The organism is Scytonema hankhaensis NUACC26, assembly GCF_045865695.1.
Taxonomy (GTDB): domain Bacteria; phylum Cyanobacteriota; class Cyanobacteriia; order Cyanobacteriales; family Nostocaceae; genus Scytonema.
Window position 1 is genome coordinate 17,197 of record NZ_BAACAP010000145.1, and the last position, 18,485, is coordinate 35,681.

The window sequence follows — 18,485 nt, forward strand, 5'->3', positions numbered from 1 at the left end:
CGCGCTTTGGTGGGCAGTGCCCACCCTACTAAGAGCGGTAATTTTAGAGCGGAAAGGGAGTAATGACAAATGACCAATAACAAAGGACAAATAACAAGTTACATTAAACAACTAACAACTAACAACTAACAACTAACAATCTCTTTAGGAGTTTTTAAGTGTTGTTTAAAGAATATTTTTGTTCGCGGAATGCACCGTTAACTTGCGATCGCCCCTTGTATACAGCGCAAGAAGTAGCAGGAGCTAAACTTTGTCTGGAATGTGGTTTTCCAGCCACCTTAGCGCAAAATTCAGAAATTAAGGGTAATCGAGGGACTTATCAAGTTATCAATTTTTTGTATACGCGCTCAATGGGACGGTTATATTCTGGGGTACAAGTGAGCGATCGCCAACCTGTAATCATTAAAGAATATCTCCTACCCAATCGTTGTTTTAATACTGAAGAGACACGTCAGCGCAAACAAACTTTTCTGCAAGTGGCGGGAGTCAGTCTTGCAGATGGGAGAAACCAAAACTTTCGCTTGAACCAGCCATGGGAAGCGATCGCTGACGAGCGTTTAGAGCGCTGTTATTTAATTACCAAAGGGGTAGAAGCATCTCAGACTTTAAATCAATACCTGATAAATAAAGGAGCAATGGATGCACCACAAGTGCGCCAGGTACTCGACCAAACCCTACAAACTCTACAGTTTCTTCACACCTCATCGCTACGCTTTCCCTCAAATCAAGTACAACGCGGGATAGCTCATGGTAACCTCAATTTAGAGAGTATTTTAATTCAAATAGAGAATAACCAGCAGTTTTATATATATCTTGATGATTTAGCTATTTGGGAAAGCCTATTTAACCCACCCCCTACTAAAGTTGTAAAACCCCAACTTGAAGAAGATTTAGTGGCATTAGGACTAGTCGCTTTTTATTTGTGGGTAGGAAAAGCTGTAGATAGCTCTGGTCAACCCCTCAATCCGAGAAATGCTCAAAATTGGCATTCTTCAGATCCCCACCTAAAGCAGTTTCTTTATCGTCTTATTGGATTAGATCGACCTTTTGAGAGTGCTGAAGCAGCCCGCCAAGCATTGCTGCAACTTCCAAAAGAAGATCCAGCAAGCAATAAAGCTCTGACAACAGATTTAGAACAGCCAGAGAAAAAGTGGCGCTCGCCTTTCATTTTGTTAGGAATTTTAATTTTGCTCTTACTTGGAGGAGGAATTTGGTATTTCCTCAAATCAAATCCTAGTTCGCAAACCTGCGGACAGTGGTGTAAACTTCTAACGAGATTTTCCGAGGTCAGCAATGTTCCTGAAGGAGAATTTGTTTATACCGGAGAGAACAACAGTACGTGGAGTACGGTGTTAAAACAAAAACCAGAAAGCGGTACTCTTGAAGAAACTTTGAGCAAGCCCAAGTCATATGTAACATTGGGCTACCAATCTGTACCGTCTTCAGATGTCACTACTGTAAGCGTGCCAATAAAAAAAGTGCGAAGCTGTAGAGAAGAGTATAAAGTAAAACAAAACTGTCAAGCATATTTTGCCATGACATCTTTAAACGTAGATGAAGAATTAGAGAGCAAGCCCATTGCTTATGACGGAATTCTAGTATTTGTTGCCTCTAATAAGGATGACTTGGCTCCTGTTAAAGTACTGAAAGGCAGAATTAGTTTGGAACAATTACATCAAATCTATACAGGCAAAATTACTAACTGGCGAGAACTTGGTGGTTTAGATCTTCCCATACAACCTTATGCTCCCACAGAACCGGAAGCAGTGCGTTTATTTCAACAGCAAGTTTTAAAAGACGACCCACAGCAAATTGCTTTGTATAAAGAAATTACCAAGCCATTTACCGAAATAACGGAGAAAACCCAAAAGCAAATCAGGGCTAAATTCGAGAAAAAGGAAGCTGGAATTATCGGTTTTGGTATTCTTAGCAAAACTTGGAAGCAATGCAATGGTTACCCTTTGGCTATAGTAAATGATAATAACCGTGAAATCCAACCTCTCTTGCAGCCTAATGGAGAGCCTATCAATCCAGAAGTGAATTTGTGTGACAGAAGACCCTATTATTTTGATGTTGAAAGTTTTAGCACGGGTCACTATCCTTTAGGTTATTCTTTGAATGTAGTGTATCCTAAGGATAACAGTCTGCCAAGCATCGGTTCAAAATTTGCCGAAATGCTAACTACTCGTCAGGGTCAATGCTTGCTAGAAAAAGTAGGGCTAGTTCCTCTACAGATGATACCTAAAGACGATCGAACGACTCATGGCTGCAAATCCCTGCCTTAACCCCAGTTGCGAGTATTTTAACCGTAACTTGCCCGACAATGCCAAAGTCTGTCCCCTTTGTGGCAACCCATTAGGTAACGCAATTGCTGCACCAGCCCAGTCTAAAGAGCCACAGCCCCAGTTCAAGATGCCGTCCTCTACACAGCAATATCGGGAGCCAGCAGAGCAAACGAATTATCAGCCTCGCCCTTCCTACGGACAGCAGATTCCACCCTCGCCACAACGTCCTGTGCTACCAGTACTAAAACTGGTTCATACAACAGGGCAAGAGTTTTATTTGCGTGGAGAAGGGGGTTGTATTGGGAGGCGATCGCAAATTCATGGAACAGTCCCAGAGATTGACCTAGTAGGTATTCCCGATGAAGGGATAGTTTCGCGAGCGCACGCACGAGTGCATTGGGATTGGAATCAAAATTCCTACACGATCTTAGATGACAACAGCCGTAACGGCACTTATCTCAACGGTAATATGCTTGCTCCTGGAGTTCCTTATCGGTTGAATCACGGTGATTCATTGCAACTCGGTCAGGAGGGTTTGGTGCGGTTTACCGTGGTGGTAGCCTAAAATTTAACAATCAAAAAAATAACTTGTATGACGTTTTGAAAATACTTAAGCACTTGATTGAGTTAGCAATTGCTTATGGATGAGCGATCGCACCTCCGATTTGAGTTGTAAGCGCGATTGCGCTCAATTAACTAGGCGACTTGCAACGGCTTTGAGGGAAGCATCCTAGGTTCTGGTAATGGCTCTCCCTCCTCAATCAGGATCTCAATGAAAGCCTCAATTACTTCCTGACCGTTTTTAGCAGCTTCTTCATAAGTTTTGCCATGCGTATGAAACTGCTGCCAAGGAAACTCAGGCAAGTGGACTAAGAAAAGTTGATCCTCCTCTGACCACTGAATCACCATGCTATAACGATAGCTCATCCCTCACCTTCCTCGTTTTCAATCTCTTCCAGTTTTCTCAGCACTTTTTGAATGCTCTTCTCTAAATATAGCGGAGCATCATCTCCATCTTTGCCAGGAATGGTTAAGGGTTTTTTAGGTAGTAACGGATGTTTCCAAAAGGTATGACTTCCTTTACCGCGACCTGATTGAAGAATATAACCTGCTTTTGCCACCATTGCCTTCAATTCTCTGATTTTCTTGGGCATTGTCCCTCACCACTAATGATTTAATGATTTGACTCTCATCGCTGCTCAAGGCTAATAAGTTTAAGTTCGATCGCGGGTCAAAGAGAAAGGCATTGCAGGCACACGGGCATTCTGTGAGTAACGAGATTGTAGCACTGTTGGCTCCAACGCTTGGGTAGAATTCCGCTGATGAACTGGCTCAAGAGTTTGCGGCTTGGGAAGCAGCAAGTGATGAGGATTGGCTGAATACGGAATTAGCACTGACATCTCAGGAGAGTTAGATGGCAAGAGGTGATATTCTCTTGGTTAGTTTGCCCGATTCCGATAAGCATTTCCCCATATCAAATAAATAACCCAGGATCGACCTGAAAAAACTCGCCTAAAGCTTGAGCTTGTACTTTACCAATCTCTCGCCGACCGCTAACAACTTCCGATGTTACCCCACTTGAACCAAGAATCCTAACTAGATCGATCTGCTTTAAGTTACGAGCTTCCATCAAATGCAGGAGCATAGAATGAGGGCTTGACTTACCCATTGGGTATTGCTCATCCTCATATTTTTCGATTAAAGCAATCAAAAGTTCAAATAAAGCAGATTCTTCTGCTGTTTTGTTTTGACGATGTGCTAGTTCCTCAGCTATTGCGATCGCCCTTGGCGCAAGCCGTACCCGGCTTATCGCACGCTCATTTTCTTCATCAGTTTTAATTACCTTTGGTTGATACTCAGCCAATTTATTTGCATAAATTTCTGGATTAATAGTAAGGGTCATTTTTCCACTTATCTTTATCGTATTCAGCGTGAGTTAAAACATATTTAATAAAAATTGTAGCTTCAGCATAAATAATATTTACTATTAAGCGATACTTGTTCCCCTTAATGTTAAAAACCGTAAAATTGCTTACTGCCTCTGCTGTTGGGTAAATTACTTGTACTTCAATCAGATTAGACCAGTTTGCCTTACTTGCTGCTTTATATCAATTATCGAGTGCATCATAAGAATCCGCGTGTTGCTACCAAAACTCTCTCAGTTTTTTACGACTGATTACGTGCATTAAATTGTTAAGGTTTATTATAATCTTATTGTCTTAAAATGAATGTAAAATGTCAAACATTTTTGGCGAGCGCTACCTGTTGCTTTAAACCGATGGAATGATGCCCAATCCTTGTAGTTTAGAAGATTTTTGCTTTGTGTTGATCGTTGCCACTATGCTCGTGTGTAGATACTCCCACATTCCGCAAGTGCGAGCGCGGCACGTTTATTGTCTTCAAATGCAAGTAGGGATTGTGGAAATCCGAAAAGCAATTCTGCTTGGCAAAGGTTTTGTCAACTTGGTGAGTCTACAATTTAGATTAATATAGCGGTTCTCACTTGGGTACAATACATAAAAAATTTATGGAACCGCAGCCTGTAGCAGATGGACGGAGATAAATCTGTACTTCATTCAAGTGAGAACTGCTATAGTGTCTAGCTTACAAGATATATGCCCTGGAAACTTGAGGAAGCAAAACAAAAGTTCTCTGAACTAATCGATGCTGTTGTTGAGGAACCTCAGCTTATTTACGATCGAAACCAACTGGTTGCAGCTGTTGTAAAAGCTGACGTTTTTCAGGAATTCCTTCTTTGGCAGCAGCAACGCCAGAAACCCTCTTTAGCAGATGCTTTCACAGAATTACGTGGAATTTGTGCTGAGGAAAACTATCACCTAGAAGTGCCTCCTCGCCACGATCGCTCCAATCCCTTTGTCGAAAGCTCTCATGACCAATATTTGTGATACCAACATTATCAGCGAATTAGCTCGACCTCAACCAAATCCAGTCGTACTACACTGGAGTACGACTGTTTCATCGATCTCGTTGAGTGTCATCACTCTAGAGGAAATCCTTTACTGCTTAGCCTCAAAACCAAACGCTAGAATTCAAACCTGGTTCCAAGGATTTCTGGCTACTAACTGCCATGTCATTCCAATTACCCCTGAAATTGCCCAATACTCTAGTGAGTTGCGAGAGCGCTTGAGGAATCAAGGGAAACCTCGCTCCCAGGCAGATATGCTAATCGCTGCAACCGCTCATATTCACCAACTAACTCTGATAACGCGCAATAGCCGCGATTTTGAAAACTGTCAGATTTCCATCTTAAATCCATTCACTGAATCATAAAGACAGGAATGCATTATCGATAAGATAACCTAAGACTATTATTAGCTAGCCTCAATTGTCGTCCCATTGTTCCTCAACCCGTATCCCAATCAAACCACTCTCAACTCTCCGAATCAAAGCGGAATTCTGCTAACTTTGGAAGAGCAGCTTTAACTATTACTGCATCTTCTTGGTTTTCCACCCACTTAAGCAAAATCTCCCAAGCTGCCATACTTAACTGAACAGCTACCCGTTGACCTTAGCAGATTTTAGGGCTTTCAAAACATCTGTCATCAGTTGAGCGTAAAAGACTATTTTTTAAGTATATGTGTTCTATGGTAGTATAAGTTTACCTAAACTTATTTTACCTCTAACACAAAGAAAATTGACAGATAAAACCTAGAACGATTGGTAGGCAATTATTTTCCCTCTTCATCTTACTTGCTCTATTTCTTGACTATGCTACAAACAATTCAAGCAAAAGAAATTTCCCTTATAGAATTGGAAACGATCTTCCAACTCCAAAGAGTTGAAGAGCCACAATTTTTTTATGAGTGGCAGAGAGATTTGCCGGAACTGAGCGAGTGGCAAAGGCAATTGCTCGATCGAATCAAGGCTGGTTATTTTAACTTACTCAAAAAGCCACCTTTGTTGGAAAAACCTATAAACCTAGCGGTTATTTCTCCACTGCTCTTTACTGGGCAATTTTATTTATCACCCTTCGATCTACGAGCCGAGAAAAACGTTGAAATTTCAGTTGAAGATGAGGAGAAGTCAATCATTACCAAAGGTAATTTGGATACTCTAGTGCTGAAGGATAAGCTTTGGGTAATGGTGATTGAATCCAAACAGGCTAAGTTATCTGTTGAAGCAGGGCTAGCTCAAATTCTTGCCTATATACTCGATCGTACAAACCCAAATAATTCTTGCTTTGGCATGATTACCAATGGTGGAAGTTTCCTGTTTGTCAAATTACTAAAAGGCGAAATTCCTCAGTACGGAACTTCTGATTTATTCGGAATTAATAATCAAAAAAATAATTTGTATGATGTTTTGAAAATCCTCAAACACTTGATTGAGTTGGCAATTACTCAAGCATGAGCGATCGCATAGCTATCAGTCACAATACCAGAAATCACTGACTGACACGCGCCATGACACCACCCAACGAAGCAGCTACATTAATGAGTCTGTCACTCCAAATTGAGTGATGACAATTTCTCTATTATTATATAACTGAGTAGGCGTCAATCCAATTTTGTGAGCACTATGCAAATCAATGCAGAAGGACAAATTACCATTCCTCCCGACATTCGAGAACAACTCGGACTCCTCCCTGGTACAGAGATCCAATTTGAGGTGATGGGTGACACTCTTGAGCTTCGTAAAAAGCCACCTTCTGAGCGAGGAATTTCCCTGATTCAAATGATGCGTGGTAAAGCAACTAGTGGTTTAGGAACTGATGAGATTTTGCAGCTTACCCGAGGAGACGAGTGACTGACGTATTGGTGGATAGCAATGTCATTCTGGATGTTGTCACGGAAGATCCTCAGTGGTTTGAATGGTCTGCTCAAATGTTGGCAGAATATGCCAATCGAGGAATTTTAGTCATTAACCCAATTATCTACGCCGAAATTTCTGTGGGCTTCAAGCAGATTGAAGCGTTGGAAGCTGTGATTCCTCCCGAGTTTTTTCGTCGCGATTCATTGCCCTACAAGGCAGCATTTCTGGCGGGGCAATGCTTTTTGGAGTATCGTCGGCGAGGGGGCGAAAGGCGTTCTCCGCTACCTGACTTCTATATCGGTGCTCATGCCGTCGTTGCTGAATTGCCTCTTCTAACCCGAGACGTAAGGCGATACCGTACCTACTTCCCGAACGTTCAGCTGATTAACCCATAAGATGTTCTAGCTTCCCCAACACCCTCACCATCCGTTGCTCGTACATACGTATTTAGATCTACAAAACTAGCTGAAAGTCAAGTTCGACCTTTGGCTAATTCTGATTCTGGCACAGTGCCTTTAGCCTAAGATTGAGGATAAATTTTTTAGTTGTGGCACGAGTCAACAGGCGATCGCCTTTGCAATTAAGGTAGACACTGCCTATTCCTTGGGATTGGGACTATTCTTACTTTCTGTATGACTACTGCTACTAGTAGTATTAATTAAAACTTAATTTTTGTTTTGGGATAGTTATGTAATATGAGCAAGGCAAATTTTTGAGAAAAGTAGAGTAAAGTATTATGCGAGAAAAAATACAAAGAAAAACTTCGTCAGGTAGCTCAACACCAGAATATCAATTTGCTCCACGCACTTTTGGTAATGAGCGATCGCAAGTTCAAAGGTCGCAATTAGACCAGCGACCATTTGCTTCGGTTGAGAGACAATCTCAACAAAATGTACCTCTAACACCAGAGATAGGAGAAAAAACACAATTTCCTGGTCATGAGCTTGCCAAAATATCTTTATTTCATCCTTCAAGAATGTCTTCACAACCAATTCAGACTAAGTTGACTGTAGGAGCACCTGGGGATAAATACGAGCAGGAAGCCGACAAGATGGCAATTCAAGTCATGTCGATACCTGATTCTGCTGTGCAACAGAAGATGACTATAGAGGAACCAGAAGAGGAAGTGCAAACCAAGCCTTTAGCAGATGGGATAACTCCCTTGGTGCAAAGGGAGACAATATCAGAAGAGGAAAAAGATTTACAAACCAAGCGATCGCTTCAACGCACTACTAATGGGAGTTTCCTAGGTGGTAACAATCTTGAGAGTCGGTTGAATGGTAGTGCAGGTGGAGGAAGCCCATTGCCAGATGACGTGCGCTCCTTCATGGAGCCGCGTTTTGGTGCTGATTTTAGTCAGGTGCGGGTATATACGGGTAGCGAAGCGATTCAGATGAATCAGGATTTGAATGCTCAGGCATTTACGCATGGTAGTGATATTTACTTTGGTGCGGGAAAGACTCCTGCTAACGATGAGTTAACTGCTCATGAGTTAACCCATGTGGTGCAGCAAGCTCATAGTACAAGAAAACAACAAACGGACTTGACAGCAAACTTTTTAAGTGGTGTGGTCGAGCGAGAATCAAATACACTGGCAAGTCAAGTAATTGCCGGACAAAAGTTGCAAGTGTTACAGTCTGCTCCTGTTGGTTTATATGGAGGTTGGATTACAGATATTCGTAATGTTATCGGGGATGCTCTAAATAATCGACCGGGGGAAGCAGAACTTGATGCATGGGAAGATTACCAGGATGCCTTAAAAGAATCGGGCAAATTTATTGCAAAAACTTATGCATCAAAGAATTTTCAACCTACAACTGGACTAGGTATGTTTGATGCGATTTACACTCCAGGATCTGACAGGACTCTACAAATTATCTGTAAGTGTAAATTTAACTTTGTTAATGGCAGTGTTCGAGATTTTCCAAAGGCATATAAAGGGGAACTTACTTGGAACGATCGGAGCGAGAAGGATGATTGGAAAACTAAATTTATTCAAACTGCTTCGAGTACCTGGTCTTCAGGAAATCATGTTTTCTATTGTCAGAAGGATTGGTGGGAAAATATTATAGCAAAAGTTAGTGTTAAGTTCACAGTAGTAGACGAAGGTGAACATTTTGTTCTCGATGTTAGCAAAACTCAAAGTCGTTTAGACAAATCACCTGTTAGCAAAGTTAAAAGACCTGAAAAAGGAGTATTCTTCGGTTATTCTGCAGGAAGTGCAAAACTAGATAGCCGTGATTTAGAGCAAACACGAAAGTCGGGTGGAACACAAATTCCGGCAGCTCATGAAGCAGGTCATATGCTAGGACTAGATGACGAATATTATGACACTCAAAAGCCAAGCGAACCAAAGCATAGCAATTTAGTCCAATCAGAGTTTGGTCATGGAGTCGCACGAGGATCAGATGGACGGATTATGTCTGGTGGTATGGATATTAAACCAGAACACGGTGTAACTTTCTTGGAAGCTCTTAAAGAAGCAACAGCCATGCCTGAATGGTCTATGTCACCCAAAGTACCTAAGCCAGTTCCACCATTTCCTATCAACCTTCCTTCTTAAAAGGCTATTCCTTTCCTGTAGGCTTAATTAAAATGATAGTATAAGCGCTGACAAGTCAGTTCGTGTTTGTATGGGTTTGTGGGAACGCAAAGCGCGTTAGTGTAGAGTTCTACAGGAAAAGTACTATCCTTATTACAATCAGCTTAATAAACGCTTAAGTTGATTGTATACTTCGTCATCATTACGCTTTCCCACCAAAATCACCTCAACCAAATCCGCATCAGCATCAAAGCGGTAAATAATGCGGTATTCTCCAGAATCTACACGATAATATCCTCTATAACCAGCTAATTCCTTATAATCTGCAGGTAAAGGGTCAACATTCAAAGACATTACTTTTTTAGCAATTTGGGCGGCAATTTTGGGCTGTAAACCTTTGAGAAAATTAAGAACCGTCTCAAGACCATCAAGTTTTGCCATACTAGATACTATATATCATCAAGTGCGGCTAAACGCTTAAGTTCTGCTGTAAAAGTTTCTGTACCAACCATCCGCGAGTTGGAGAGTGCAGCTTCGGCTTGTTGACCCATAATCAAATCTTCTAATTGAGTAAGTCGATTCATCAATTGCTCGTAGTTTTCAGCTGACATAATCACATAGCTAGGTTGCGATTCCTTTGTTAGCAAAACAGGCTCAACAGCAGCTTGGTTTAAAACTTCACTATGAATATTTTGGATTTCTGTAACAGAAAAACGCTGCATTTTTCCAATATCAATAACTTTTAACTACATCTTACTGTACCATCGCTCAAAGGAGTTCGGTTTTCAAAAGTACGTAGACGCGCATTTGGTTTAACAACACTAGCCGAAAGTCAAGTTCGACCTTTGGCTAGTTCTGATTCTGGCAAAGTAGCTTTAGTCTGGAATTGAGTACGGTTTTTTTGGTTATGGACTCAAATCATATACAACCATCTCTAGCTCCCACTGAAGACTTTGGCGGTACTGCTGGATACGCTGCTACACCTGTGACAGATGAGGCTACTAAAGTAGTATCTGCTGCTAGCTTCGATCTTAGTGACTCGTTATTAATGGACAAACTGTGCGATCGCGTTTACGAACTACTACTAGAAGATATGCGATCGCAACGTGAGAGGGTAAGAAACTATGGTTCGACAAGGTGGTAGTAATGGCTGATTACAATAATAATGGCAATATTGTTCATGAATTAAATTATGTTACCACCAATCGTTTCTATGTAGAAATAGATAGTGCTATTACGGCTTCTTTTACTGAATGCACGGGGTTAAGTTTTCAAATTAAGAAAAATATCTACTACGAAGGTGGCGTCAATGACCAGCAAAGAATTTATTTAGGAACCACAGAATTTGCAGATATAACCCTCAAACGTGGTATGACAAATGACCCAGTGTTTTGGAACTGGATGACTCAAATTTTTAACGAACAAACACCGACAAGTCGGCGCAATGTAAATATTCTTGTCTTTAACCAAGCAGGTGAGACAATGAAAAGTTGGACTCTCATTGGTGCTATTCCTATCGCATTTAAAACACCAACGTTGCAAGCAGATGGTAATGCTGTTGCTATTGAAGAAATAACTCTAGCTTACGAAGGCTTACAATTTGGTAAAGAAGGAGGAGGAGGAAATTCAACGACACGTTTGGATAAGTCAGGTTTTTTCTCTAGCAGATGATATAGTATTTTCTAACCTATTAAAGTACAAATTTGTCAGCGTTCGTCTGCGTTCATCTGCGGTTAATTCAATATCTACCTCACACAAGAGGGAATTGTTATATTACCTAGTAAGCTATACCAAGAGTTTTAGCAACTAATGCAAATAATTAAAAATTTTATTAATGTAGTCAAACCTTTGAGTAGAGAAAATAATTTATTTTTGACAAATAAATTATTACTACAAAAATCTCATACTCTTTTGTCTCAAAATATTACCAATCCATTAGTTACTATGAAAGGGATGCGATTAACATCGTTTGTACCCTTAGTCAAATATGCAGATCTATTTCCACTAATCAGTCGAAGTAAACTATTCAATGAATGGGATACTAATGAGTGGGATAGTAAAATTACATTTATTAACCCCGAATTCTTAGAAGCGAGCAGACAAGAAGCCAAAATTCAAGATAATCATCCTCTTGAAGCCAAAACAATTACTTTTACAAATAGCTTACTCGATAAAGTAGAAAGCCAAGAGTTAAACCAGCAAACTGAAATAAACCCTCAAAAATCAACTAAAAAATCTCGAACTTCAAAATCAAAAGCTAAATCTAGCTCTAAATCAACAAAGAATATATCTCCGGTAAACGAAAGGATTAACTATTCCACTGATGAAGTCAGCACTATCAATCGTGTAAATACCAATGATTTGATAAAAGTTTCCGAAGACTCACCTACTGTAGCCGATTCTCAAGTTTTAAATCGGTTAAACATTAGTGATGTTCAACATAGTTTACCCACTTTATTAGAAGATATTGAATTTAGTAATATCAATGTAATCGATACAGAGACAATACCTACTGCTAAACAATCCATCCAAGCTAGCGAAAGTATAGAAAAAAGACCTATTACTAATAAATCTACCCAAAATAGCGAAAGTATAGAAATCAAACCTATTGCTAAAAAATTTATCCAAGATAACGAAGGTACAGAAATAAGACCTACTGCTAAAAAATCTATCCAAAATAGTGAAAGCAAAAAATCAAATACTAAAACTAAAAAACAAGGAAAGCAAAAGAAACAATTATCAAATATTGTTCCGTCTCCACAGACTAACTCAAAAATATTGGAGAACGACTCAACTTTATTACAGACCTCAATTCCTACTGAAGAGTTAACTACAGTTAAAGATTCAGAAAATATATATTTTGTGTCTGACTCTAACTCAGCAGATGCAAATATACAAGACCCTATAAATTCTCAAGCAATTAGCTTAGAAAGGATTTTTAGAGAGTCTGATGAAGATTCACAGATTCAAAGACAAACTCTCACGAATATCGCGGATGTTTTACCAAATGAATTTCTGGTAGATGAGGCTTTAGTAGAGGATCGCAGTCCTAATTTCACATCAGAGATAGGCTCAACGACAATTGCATCTGACCCTATACAAATAACACCAGCCCAAAAAGCTTCATCTACTATCATCAACGAAATAGCAGAAACTGAAGAAGAAACCGCTACCCATTCTCTACTAGAAGAACCGCCACCACAAGACTTAGTAGTTAACCCCTATCATAGCATCAGATTTTCTCCAAATACTCAAAATCAAACGACTTCAGACTTGACTTCTCAGTTGGAAGAAGAAAATACTTCAAAATCGGAAATTAGTACTAAAAACAATATTAGCGATCGCGGAAAAACTCAACCCAGTAAAATTCTAGATAACTCTACACAAAATCATGGAATTATAGAAAATTCCTCCTTAGTAGCTCAAGATGATAAATTCACTATTAGTCGGAAAAAAGAAGACATCGAAACAAAAATAGTCACCAGAGCGCTACCAACTGAGATTTCCTCTGAAGTTATAAATTCTAGCTCTAATACACCACTAGAACAAAATGATGTTTTCTCTGAATTTGCAGATACCTTAGCGCAACACAAGGATGAAACTACATCTATCAGCAATACTGCAAACACAGAAATAGAAAATACTACACATATTGTACCTACAGAACCTCAAAATGGGTCTTTAGTGACTAATTCTATCGCTCCTCTATTGGACGTTTGCTCAGAAAGAACCACATCTCAGCCTATACAAACGATACCGAGTTTGGTAGAATCTCCCGCATCTAACTTAGAGAATAATAGCGTAGCAGAAAATCAAGTAGGAAGTGCTACAGATTTTTTGTCAACTCAGGAAAAACCTAATATGTCGGTAGAGAATAACACTTTACTAATTGAATTATTTGACGATCGCACTGGAGAAAAACTGCCAATACTTCAAGGGTTTGCAGTAGGCGGTGAAGTTGAAGTCTCAGCAAATTTAGCTAATCAACAAATAGCGCCTTCTGATGTTGTACCAGCCATGCTGACCCCAGGTGAGTTTGTAGTTAATGCTACAGATGCACAAAAAAACCTTAACTTACTGCGTCATATTAACAGTGGTGGTAAGGCGGAGAATTTAACTCGAATTTCTGCAGAACCTCTAACAGTTCAACGAAAAAAAGAAAATTCTACTAAAGTCGATATTGCTGACAGTCGAGCAGAAGAGCAAAATTTTGATACTAGCTTAGCAACTGTATTCAAATCTCTAAATGTATCTACTAATTTATCAAATAGCAACCAAAAAAATATTTCTGTCTTGCTGCGCTCGATTCAGTCAGATAAATTAAACAACACAACATCTGTTAAAAGTACATCTTCCACTAACTATTCATCGACTCCTCTCATTTTTAGGCAAAAAAAATCAACACCTCCTCAGCCTTCGATGAATTCAAACTATGATGCAATCGCTCAATGGTCAAGTGTTGAGGATTTATTGAATTTTACCCATCGAGATGAAAATCAAGATAATTTTACATCTTTCAATTTGACAGACCTGCAATTTCAAAGTAACGATTCACAAACACCTAATGTTTCAAAACCAACAAAAAACTTAGTTCATCAAAAGGCTCCAATTCAATATTTTGCAGATGGAGGTGAAGTAACTGCACCTACACAGATTACTGATGCAAATACACCATTGCTCGCAGAAACGATAGAACAATTTACTTCTAATTCTAATGATGTTAACGTTCCCGATATAGAAAATTTGGCTCGCGAGATTTATACTCGATTGCGCCAACGTCTAGAGATTGAGCGAGAACGTCATGGTATCTACTCTGGACGCTTACCTTGGTAATACCTCTGACTCATGACTACCTAGAGCTGTGAAGTTTTTTATTGCAGGACTTACGCAATCTCAATGGTATTTCGGGGATTTCACGTTTTGTAGATCCCCCCCACCTCCTTAAAAAATTTACCCCCCTTAATCCCCCCGATGTATTGGGGGGAAACAGAACAATAAGTTCCCTCCCCTTTGCAAGGGGAGGGTTAGGGTGGGGTAAAACGAAGACTAAAACCTCGGTCTATTAGCTATTTCAGACTTGTGCGAACACCGTGCTTAAAAAAGGAGACATAAAAATGCCTTTAGAAAAAGCCAAGCTTATGGCATTTTATACAGGAGAAGCACCAACGATTGAGTTCATGTTTAACCCTACACAGTTAAGTTTTCAAAGAAATTGTAAATGGGAAAATGACCCTGGGAATAGAGGAAATACTACATTACCAAAAGTTAACTTTTCTGGAGTCGAACCTTATAAACTCACACTGAGTCAAATTGTGTTTGATACTTATGAAACAAGAAAATCAGTGATCGAGCAATATATAAAAAATATTAAAAAAGGAGTTGAATCTCCCGATGGAAAAGATAAACGCCCTCCTGTTTATATTTTAGTATGGGGTGACAAAAAATCTTTTCCTTGCGTTATGCTTAGTCTCAGCTACAAAATAGATAAATTCTTAGCTAATGGCACACCAGTACGTGCAATAGTCGATATATCTCTACAAGAAGTTGATAAAGAAAATCCTCCTGGAGACCATCAATCTGCTTCTAAGGGGAACAATCGTCAAAAAGACTCCATTGCAGCTAGAAAAAACCGTGCTTCTGCAACCCAGCCAAGTACTTTCTTTGTTCCTGAATCAGAGCAATCTTCATACTAATACTTATGTCTACTGCAACAGCTAGCCGTTATATTTGCCGTCCGTTACTTAAAATTTCTTCTGGTGCTGCTTGGTCAGATGCACCACTAGAGTTAATGAAAGATATAATGCAAATTACAGTGGAAGAAAGTCTGCATTTACCAGCAATGTTTACGTTGGTATTGCATAATAGTTATCTTCCTACTAGTAGCGATGGTCAGAACCAACCTTGGCGTCATGAAGATGCGATCGCAATTGGTCATAAAATAAAAATTGGTTTCAGCTCCAGTACTACAGAAGATAATGCATTTAAACAAGAAGAAATAGGATATTTAATTGAGGGTGAAATCACAGGGATTGAAGTTCACTTTACTAATAAATCTGAAGCTCCAATTGTCATTCGAGGCTATGATGTTTCTCATCGTCTACATAGAGGACGCTATAATCGTTCTTTTTTAAATGAAACCGATAGCGATATCATCAAGAAAATTGCTCAAGAAGTAGGAATAACAGCTAAGGTAGATGATAGCGGACCGCCCCATGAATATATTTTCCAAGAAAATCAAACTAACATGGAATTTCTGAGAGAACGTGCGGCTCGCATTGGCTTTGAATTATTCATTAAATGCGTCCAACAAGGTGAATCAGACATTCGTAGCGAACTGCATTTTCGCAAACCAGGAGCTGGAGAAACCCCTTTAAAATTGAAGTGGTTAAAAGATATTCTCAGCTTTAGTGTAAGAGTTTCTAGCGCTGAGCAAGTTAGTGCAGTAGAAGTACGTACCTGGGACTACACTCAAAAAAAATTAATTACCTCAACAGCTCGTTCGGAACGGGTAGTTACAGAAACTGGAAATAAACTAGGAAGTAGCACTAGCACCGAATTTAATCTTAATAAAAAGCCTCCAAAAATGACAGTTGTAGACCAACCCGTGTTTGTAGCAAAACACGCCGAAGCAATGGCTCAAGCTTTGTGTGATGAACTCGGAGGAGAATTTGTTTATGCTGATGCTAAAGCCGAAGGGAATCCCAATCTAAGACCGGGACGAGTTATTGAACTCAAAGATATGGGCGCTCGCTTCAATGGCAAGTATTATGTTACTGAAACACGTCATTCCTACAGTCAAAGAATCTATACCACAGAATTCAGCGTTCGGGGACTACGTGCTGGTAGCTTGCTGACAACCCTAGCACCACCAACTCATTTACAACCAGGTCAGACTTTCTTGGTAGGAATTGTTACTGATAACAAAGACCCCAAGGGTTGGGGTCGAGTCAAGGTTAAATTTCCCACACTTACTGAAGACCATGCTAGTAATTGGGCTAGAATAGTAGCCCCCGGAGCTGCTAATGCAAGAGGATTTGACTGTTTGCCAGAAATCAATGATGAGGTTTTAGTTGGCTTTGAGCATGGTGATATCCATCGTCCTTATGTCATTGGTGGCGTGTGGAACGGGAAAGATGCACCTCCAGAAAAGGTAGATGACTCAATTCAACGAGGTAAAGTGCGATTACGTACCTTTAAAACTCGCATCGGTCATACTTTACAGTTTGTGGAAGAGGATAAAGGCGGTAGTAAAACTGGCGTGCGCGTGGAAACAGCAAGCGGTCATAAAGTGTATTTAAATGATAGTGATGCCTGTGTGGAAATTGAAACTAATGGCGGTCATAAAGTAACGATGAGCGATCGCGGTCAATCGATTTCAGTCAATTCTACAGGTAATCTGTCGTTAAAAGCTCAAGGTAATATTGAGATAAAAGCTAACGGTACAATTACTGTCAACGGCGCAATGATTTACCTCAACTAACGGATTATGTAACGGTAATAGTTTCCCAATCCAAAATCCAAAATCCAAAATCCAAAATCGTATTATGCCTGGTAGATTTGCTGCTCGTGTAGGAGATATGACAGATCACGGTAGTCCGTTAACCGTGGGACCTGGTAGCATGAACGTGATGATTGGTAAAAAACCAGCATGGCGCGGTATTTCTGCAACCCAAGCTGCGATGTTAGTTCAAACCTTCACTAAAGGCGTGGAAGATATTGCCGAAGCTCAGGTAAAAGTTACTTTAGCCTCCGGAACACCAGCTGCTCCCGCCGCCGCCAAAAACCTTGAGAAAACCATTACCGAAGCAGCACAGAACATGGCTAAGCTAATAGCTAGTTTTACTGCCGATATTCATACCTGTCCAGTAGTGAAAGTCTTAGTTCCCGATGGTGCAGGTGTAGTTATTGATGGTAGCCAAACAGTTTTAATCAATGGTCTTCCTGCTTGTCGAGCGGGTGATACTATTCAAGAAACCACAAGTGTAAACAAGATTGCTGTAGGTGAGGTTACAGTCCTAGTGGGTGGATAAGACCATTTTGGATTGAGAGAATATTTAGCTGGTTTTACCTGTGTGATTATGATTTAAGTGACAACGCTAAAATTAAATAGTACTTTCATGTGTAGCCACAAACACAAAAGTTATGACTCGCCGTCCTATTTTGCAAGAGGGACAATCCTACACTTTTCGCTCCTATTTTGAGATGCCTTATGAGGCAGACGAAATATTGGCGGAATTAGGCTATGCTTTGGTGAAAACACGTCTTGAATTACCACGTAGCGATCGCAATTTAGAGCGGTTGCAAGAATTGCGACAGCGAATAGAAGAGTCTTTACCGCTAGTGAGTTTGAGCAGCGAGACTGCACGACGTGAGACACTTGTAGCGCCTACATTGCTGGAAGTTGCTCGATATTGTCAATGTCAACTACGAATCGAGTACCCATTGTCAGTAAACAACTGGCTAAAGGGCAATTTAGATTACTTTCTTAAACTTCATCCAGGGTTGTTGGTAGTTGAAGCGAAAAATGATGATTTAACAAGAGGATTTACACAGCTTGCAGTAGAACTCATTGCAATTTCCGAAGTTGAAGAAGGTAATGTATTTTATGGTGCAGTGACAATTGGTGATGCTTGGCGCTTTGGACGCTTAGAAAAAACAAAGCAGCAGATTTTTCAGGATGTTTCGCTATACAGAATTCCTGATGATTTGGAAGATTTAATGAGGATTTTAGTAGGAATTGTGGAATGAAGTAATTTTAAAATTTTTTATAATAGAAGCAGTCTGTGCTTAAATAATGCCGATGCCTGCTCATACCAATTTAATATGAAGCTGCATATAATAGAGGAGTTGCAAACTTCATAAATTTAAGTCTTTATGAGCCGCCC

General features: G+C 39.9%; 21 protein-coding genes and 1 pseudogene. 15 read left to right on the forward strand and 7 right to left on the reverse strand.

The features are described 5' to 3' along the window. Window positions 1–158: 158 nt before the first annotated feature. Window positions 159–2,285, forward strand: a complete 2,127-nt coding sequence (locus ACKTT2_RS09850) for a substrate-binding domain-containing protein (protein ID WP_407886171.1) — start codon at window positions 159–161, stop codon at window positions 2,283–2,285. Further along, the gene (locus ACKTT2_RS09855; RefSeq protein ID WP_407886173.1) at window positions 2,263–2,850 is read left to right on the forward strand and encodes an FHA domain-containing protein; all 588 of its coding nucleotides are present in this window, start codon (window positions 2,263–2,265) and stop codon (window positions 2,848–2,850) included. The genes ACKTT2_RS09850 and ACKTT2_RS09855 overlap by 23 nt, the downstream gene beginning before the upstream one ends. Window positions 2,851–2,981: 131 nt before the next feature. On the opposite strand, the gene ACKTT2_RS09860 is transcribed toward ACKTT2_RS09855, so the two are convergent. The 5 genes and pseudogenes from ACKTT2_RS09860 to ACKTT2_RS09880 form a co-directional block, all read right to left on the reverse strand. Further along, window positions 2,982–3,212 (reverse strand): type II toxin-antitoxin system HicB family antitoxin, encoded by a 231-nt coding sequence (locus tag ACKTT2_RS09860; RefSeq protein WP_407886174.1) that lies wholly within the window; start codon window positions 3,210–3,212, stop codon window positions 2,982–2,984. Further along, window positions 3,209–3,439 (reverse strand): type II toxin-antitoxin system HicA family toxin, encoded by a 231-nt coding sequence (locus ACKTT2_RS09865; RefSeq protein ID WP_407886176.1) that lies wholly within the window; start codon window positions 3,437–3,439, stop codon window positions 3,209–3,211. Before ACKTT2_RS09865 ends, ACKTT2_RS09860 begins: the two co-directional genes overlap by 4 nt. Window positions 3,440–3,499: 60 nt before the next feature. Further along, window positions 3,500–3,679, reverse strand: a complete 180-nt coding sequence (locus tag ACKTT2_RS09870; RefSeq protein ID WP_407886178.1) for a hypothetical protein — start codon at window positions 3,677–3,679, stop codon at window positions 3,500–3,502. 80 nt (window positions 3,680–3,759) lie between these two features. After that, window positions 3,760–4,188 carry a helix-turn-helix domain-containing protein gene (locus tag ACKTT2_RS09875; protein ID WP_407886180.1) on the reverse strand — a complete coding sequence of 143 codons (429 nt, stop codon included), beginning with the start codon at window positions 4,186–4,188 and terminating at the stop codon, window positions 3,760–3,762. Next, window positions 4,172–4,471: pseudogene (locus ACKTT2_RS09880) on the reverse strand (type II toxin-antitoxin system HigB family toxin). The gene ACKTT2_RS09875 and the pseudogene ACKTT2_RS09880 overlap by 17 nt, the downstream one beginning before the upstream one ends. 429 nt (window positions 4,472–4,900) lie before the next feature. On the opposite strand from ACKTT2_RS09880, the gene ACKTT2_RS09885 reads away from it, so the two are divergent. The 6 genes from ACKTT2_RS09885 to ACKTT2_RS09910 all read left to right on the forward strand — a co-directional run bounded on the left by ACKTT2_RS09885 (window position 4,901) and on the right by ACKTT2_RS09910 (window position 9,621). Further along, window positions 4,901–5,191 carry a type II toxin-antitoxin system Phd/YefM family antitoxin gene (locus ACKTT2_RS09885; protein ID WP_407886182.1) on the forward strand — a complete coding sequence of 97 codons (291 nt, stop codon included), beginning with the start codon at window positions 4,901–4,903 and terminating at the stop codon, window positions 5,189–5,191. Further along, on the forward strand, window positions 5,175–5,576 hold the full coding sequence (locus ACKTT2_RS09890; protein ID WP_407886184.1) for a type II toxin-antitoxin system VapC family toxin: 402 nt from the start codon (window positions 5,175–5,177) through the stop codon (window positions 5,574–5,576). The genes ACKTT2_RS09885 and ACKTT2_RS09890 overlap by 17 nt, the downstream gene beginning before the upstream one ends. Window positions 5,577–6,014: 438 nt before the next feature. Beyond that, window positions 6,015–6,656 carry a restriction endonuclease subunit R gene (locus ACKTT2_RS09895; protein ID WP_407886186.1) on the forward strand — a complete coding sequence of 214 codons (642 nt, stop codon included), beginning with the start codon at window positions 6,015–6,017 and terminating at the stop codon, window positions 6,654–6,656. 168 nt (window positions 6,657–6,824) lie between these two features. After that, window positions 6,825–7,052 (forward strand): AbrB/MazE/SpoVT family DNA-binding domain-containing protein, encoded by a 228-nt coding sequence (locus ACKTT2_RS09900; protein WP_407886188.1) that lies wholly within the window; start codon window positions 6,825–6,827, stop codon window positions 7,050–7,052. Next, entirely contained in the window at window positions 7,049–7,453 is a 405-nt protein-coding gene (locus tag ACKTT2_RS09905; RefSeq protein ID WP_407886190.1) for a type II toxin-antitoxin system VapC family toxin, read from the forward strand. The genes ACKTT2_RS09900 and ACKTT2_RS09905 overlap by 4 nt, the downstream gene beginning before the upstream one ends. 341 nt (window positions 7,454–7,794) lie before the next feature. Continuing rightward, window positions 7,795–9,621: an eCIS core domain-containing protein gene (locus tag ACKTT2_RS09910; protein WP_407886192.1), complete on the forward strand. Its 1,827-nt coding sequence runs from the start codon at window positions 7,795–7,797 to the stop codon at window positions 9,619–9,621. A 138-nt stretch (window positions 9,622–9,759) separates the two neighbouring features. On the opposite strand, the gene ACKTT2_RS09915 is transcribed toward ACKTT2_RS09910, so the two are convergent. Next, window positions 9,760–10,041, reverse strand: a complete 282-nt coding sequence (locus ACKTT2_RS09915; RefSeq protein ID WP_407886195.1) for a type II toxin-antitoxin system RelE family toxin — start codon at window positions 10,039–10,041, stop codon at window positions 9,760–9,762. A gap of 8 nt (window positions 10,042–10,049) precedes the next feature. After that, a complete protein-coding gene (locus ACKTT2_RS09920) occupies window positions 10,050–10,322 on the reverse strand; it encodes a type II toxin-antitoxin system prevent-host-death family antitoxin (RefSeq protein WP_407886197.1) in 273 nt (90 codons plus the stop codon). A gap of 185 nt (window positions 10,323–10,507) precedes the next feature. Here ACKTT2_RS09920 and ACKTT2_RS09925 point away from each other — a divergent pair, with 185 nt between their 5' ends. The 7 genes from ACKTT2_RS09925 (at window position 10,508) to ACKTT2_RS09955 (ending at window position 18,348) form a co-directional block, all read left to right on the forward strand. Then, on the forward strand, window positions 10,508–10,744 hold the full coding sequence (locus tag ACKTT2_RS09925; RefSeq protein ID WP_407886199.1) for a hypothetical protein: 237 nt from the start codon (window positions 10,508–10,510) through the stop codon (window positions 10,742–10,744). A gap of 2 nt (window positions 10,745–10,746) precedes the next feature. Then, window positions 10,747–11,271 carry a phage tail protein gene (locus tag ACKTT2_RS09930; protein WP_407886201.1) on the forward strand — a complete coding sequence of 175 codons (525 nt, stop codon included), beginning with the start codon at window positions 10,747–10,749 and terminating at the stop codon, window positions 11,269–11,271. Window positions 11,272–11,409: 138 nt separating this feature from the next. Next, entirely contained in the window at window positions 11,410–14,433 is a 3,024-nt protein-coding gene (locus ACKTT2_RS09935; RefSeq protein WP_407886203.1) for a hypothetical protein, read from the forward strand. Between the two features lie 281 nt (window positions 14,434–14,714). Then, window positions 14,715–15,293, forward strand: coding sequence for a CIS tube protein (locus ACKTT2_RS09940; protein WP_407886205.1), 579 nt, complete (start codon window positions 14,715–14,717; stop codon window positions 15,291–15,293). A gap of 5 nt (window positions 15,294–15,298) precedes the next feature. Beyond that, window positions 15,299–17,080: a VgrG-related protein gene (locus tag ACKTT2_RS09945; RefSeq protein ID WP_407886207.1), complete on the forward strand. Its 1,782-nt coding sequence runs from the start codon at window positions 15,299–15,301 to the stop codon at window positions 17,078–17,080. A gap of 64 nt (window positions 17,081–17,144) precedes the next feature. Then, entirely contained in the window at window positions 17,145–17,630 is a 486-nt protein-coding gene (locus tag ACKTT2_RS09950; protein WP_407886209.1) for a PAAR domain-containing protein, read from the forward strand. A 112-nt stretch (window positions 17,631–17,742) separates the two neighbouring features. Then, the gene (locus tag ACKTT2_RS09955) at window positions 17,743–18,348 is read left to right on the forward strand and encodes a hypothetical protein (RefSeq protein WP_407886211.1); all 606 of its coding nucleotides are present in this window, start codon (window positions 17,743–17,745) and stop codon (window positions 18,346–18,348) included. Window positions 18,349–18,485 lie beyond the last annotated feature (137 nt).

Excerpts from the sequence above, each read along its gene's own strand:
- ACKTT2_RS09875 (WP_407886180.1), bottom strand. The coding sequence starts at position 4,188 with ATGACCCTTACTATTAATCCAGAAATTTATGCAAATAAATTGGCTGAG.
- ACKTT2_RS09855 (WP_407886173.1), top strand. The coding sequence starts at position 2,263 with ATGGCTGCAAATCCCTGCCTTAACCCCAGTTGCGAGTATTTTAACCGT.
- ACKTT2_RS09900 (WP_407886188.1), top strand. The coding sequence starts at position 6,825 with ATGCAAATCAATGCAGAAGGACAAATTACCATTCCTCCCGACATTCGA.
- ACKTT2_RS09910 (WP_407886192.1), top strand. The coding sequence starts at position 7,795 with ATGCGAGAAAAAATACAAAGAAAAACTTCGTCAGGTAGCTCAACACCA.
- ACKTT2_RS09890 (WP_407886184.1), top strand. The coding sequence starts at position 5,175 with ATGACCAATATTTGTGATACCAACATTATCAGCGAATTAGCTCGACCT.
- ACKTT2_RS09915 (WP_407886195.1), bottom strand. The coding sequence starts at position 10,041 with ATGGCAAAACTTGATGGTCTTGAGACGGTTCTTAATTTTCTCAAAGGT.
- ACKTT2_RS09885 (WP_407886182.1), top strand. The coding sequence starts at position 4,901 with ATGCCCTGGAAACTTGAGGAAGCAAAACAAAAGTTCTCTGAACTAATC.
- ACKTT2_RS09955 (WP_407886211.1), top strand. The coding sequence starts at position 17,743 with ATGACTCGCCGTCCTATTTTGCAAGAGGGACAATCCTACACTTTTCGC.
- ACKTT2_RS09950 (WP_407886209.1), top strand. The coding sequence starts at position 17,145 with ATGCCTGGTAGATTTGCTGCTCGTGTAGGAGATATGACAGATCACGGT.
- ACKTT2_RS09935 (WP_407886203.1), top strand. The coding sequence starts at position 11,410 with ATGCAAATAATTAAAAATTTTATTAATGTAGTCAAACCTTTGAGTAGA.
- ACKTT2_RS09940 (WP_407886205.1), top strand. The coding sequence starts at position 14,715 with ATGCCTTTAGAAAAAGCCAAGCTTATGGCATTTTATACAGGAGAAGCA.
- ACKTT2_RS09930 (WP_407886201.1), top strand. The coding sequence starts at position 10,747 with ATGGCTGATTACAATAATAATGGCAATATTGTTCATGAATTAAATTAT.
- ACKTT2_RS09895 (WP_407886186.1), top strand. The coding sequence starts at position 6,015 with ATGCTACAAACAATTCAAGCAAAAGAAATTTCCCTTATAGAATTGGAA.
- ACKTT2_RS09920 (WP_407886197.1), bottom strand. The coding sequence starts at position 10,322 with ATGCAGCGTTTTTCTGTTACAGAAATCCAAAATATTCATAGTGAAGTT.
- ACKTT2_RS09865 (WP_407886176.1), bottom strand. The coding sequence starts at position 3,439 with ATGCCCAAGAAAATCAGAGAATTGAAGGCAATGGTGGCAAAAGCAGGT.
- ACKTT2_RS09945 (WP_407886207.1), top strand. The coding sequence starts at position 15,299 with ATGTCTACTGCAACAGCTAGCCGTTATATTTGCCGTCCGTTACTTAAA.
- ACKTT2_RS09925 (WP_407886199.1), top strand. The coding sequence starts at position 10,508 with ATGGACTCAAATCATATACAACCATCTCTAGCTCCCACTGAAGACTTT.
- ACKTT2_RS09860 (WP_407886174.1), bottom strand. The coding sequence starts at position 3,212 with ATGAGCTATCGTTATAGCATGGTGATTCAGTGGTCAGAGGAGGATCAA.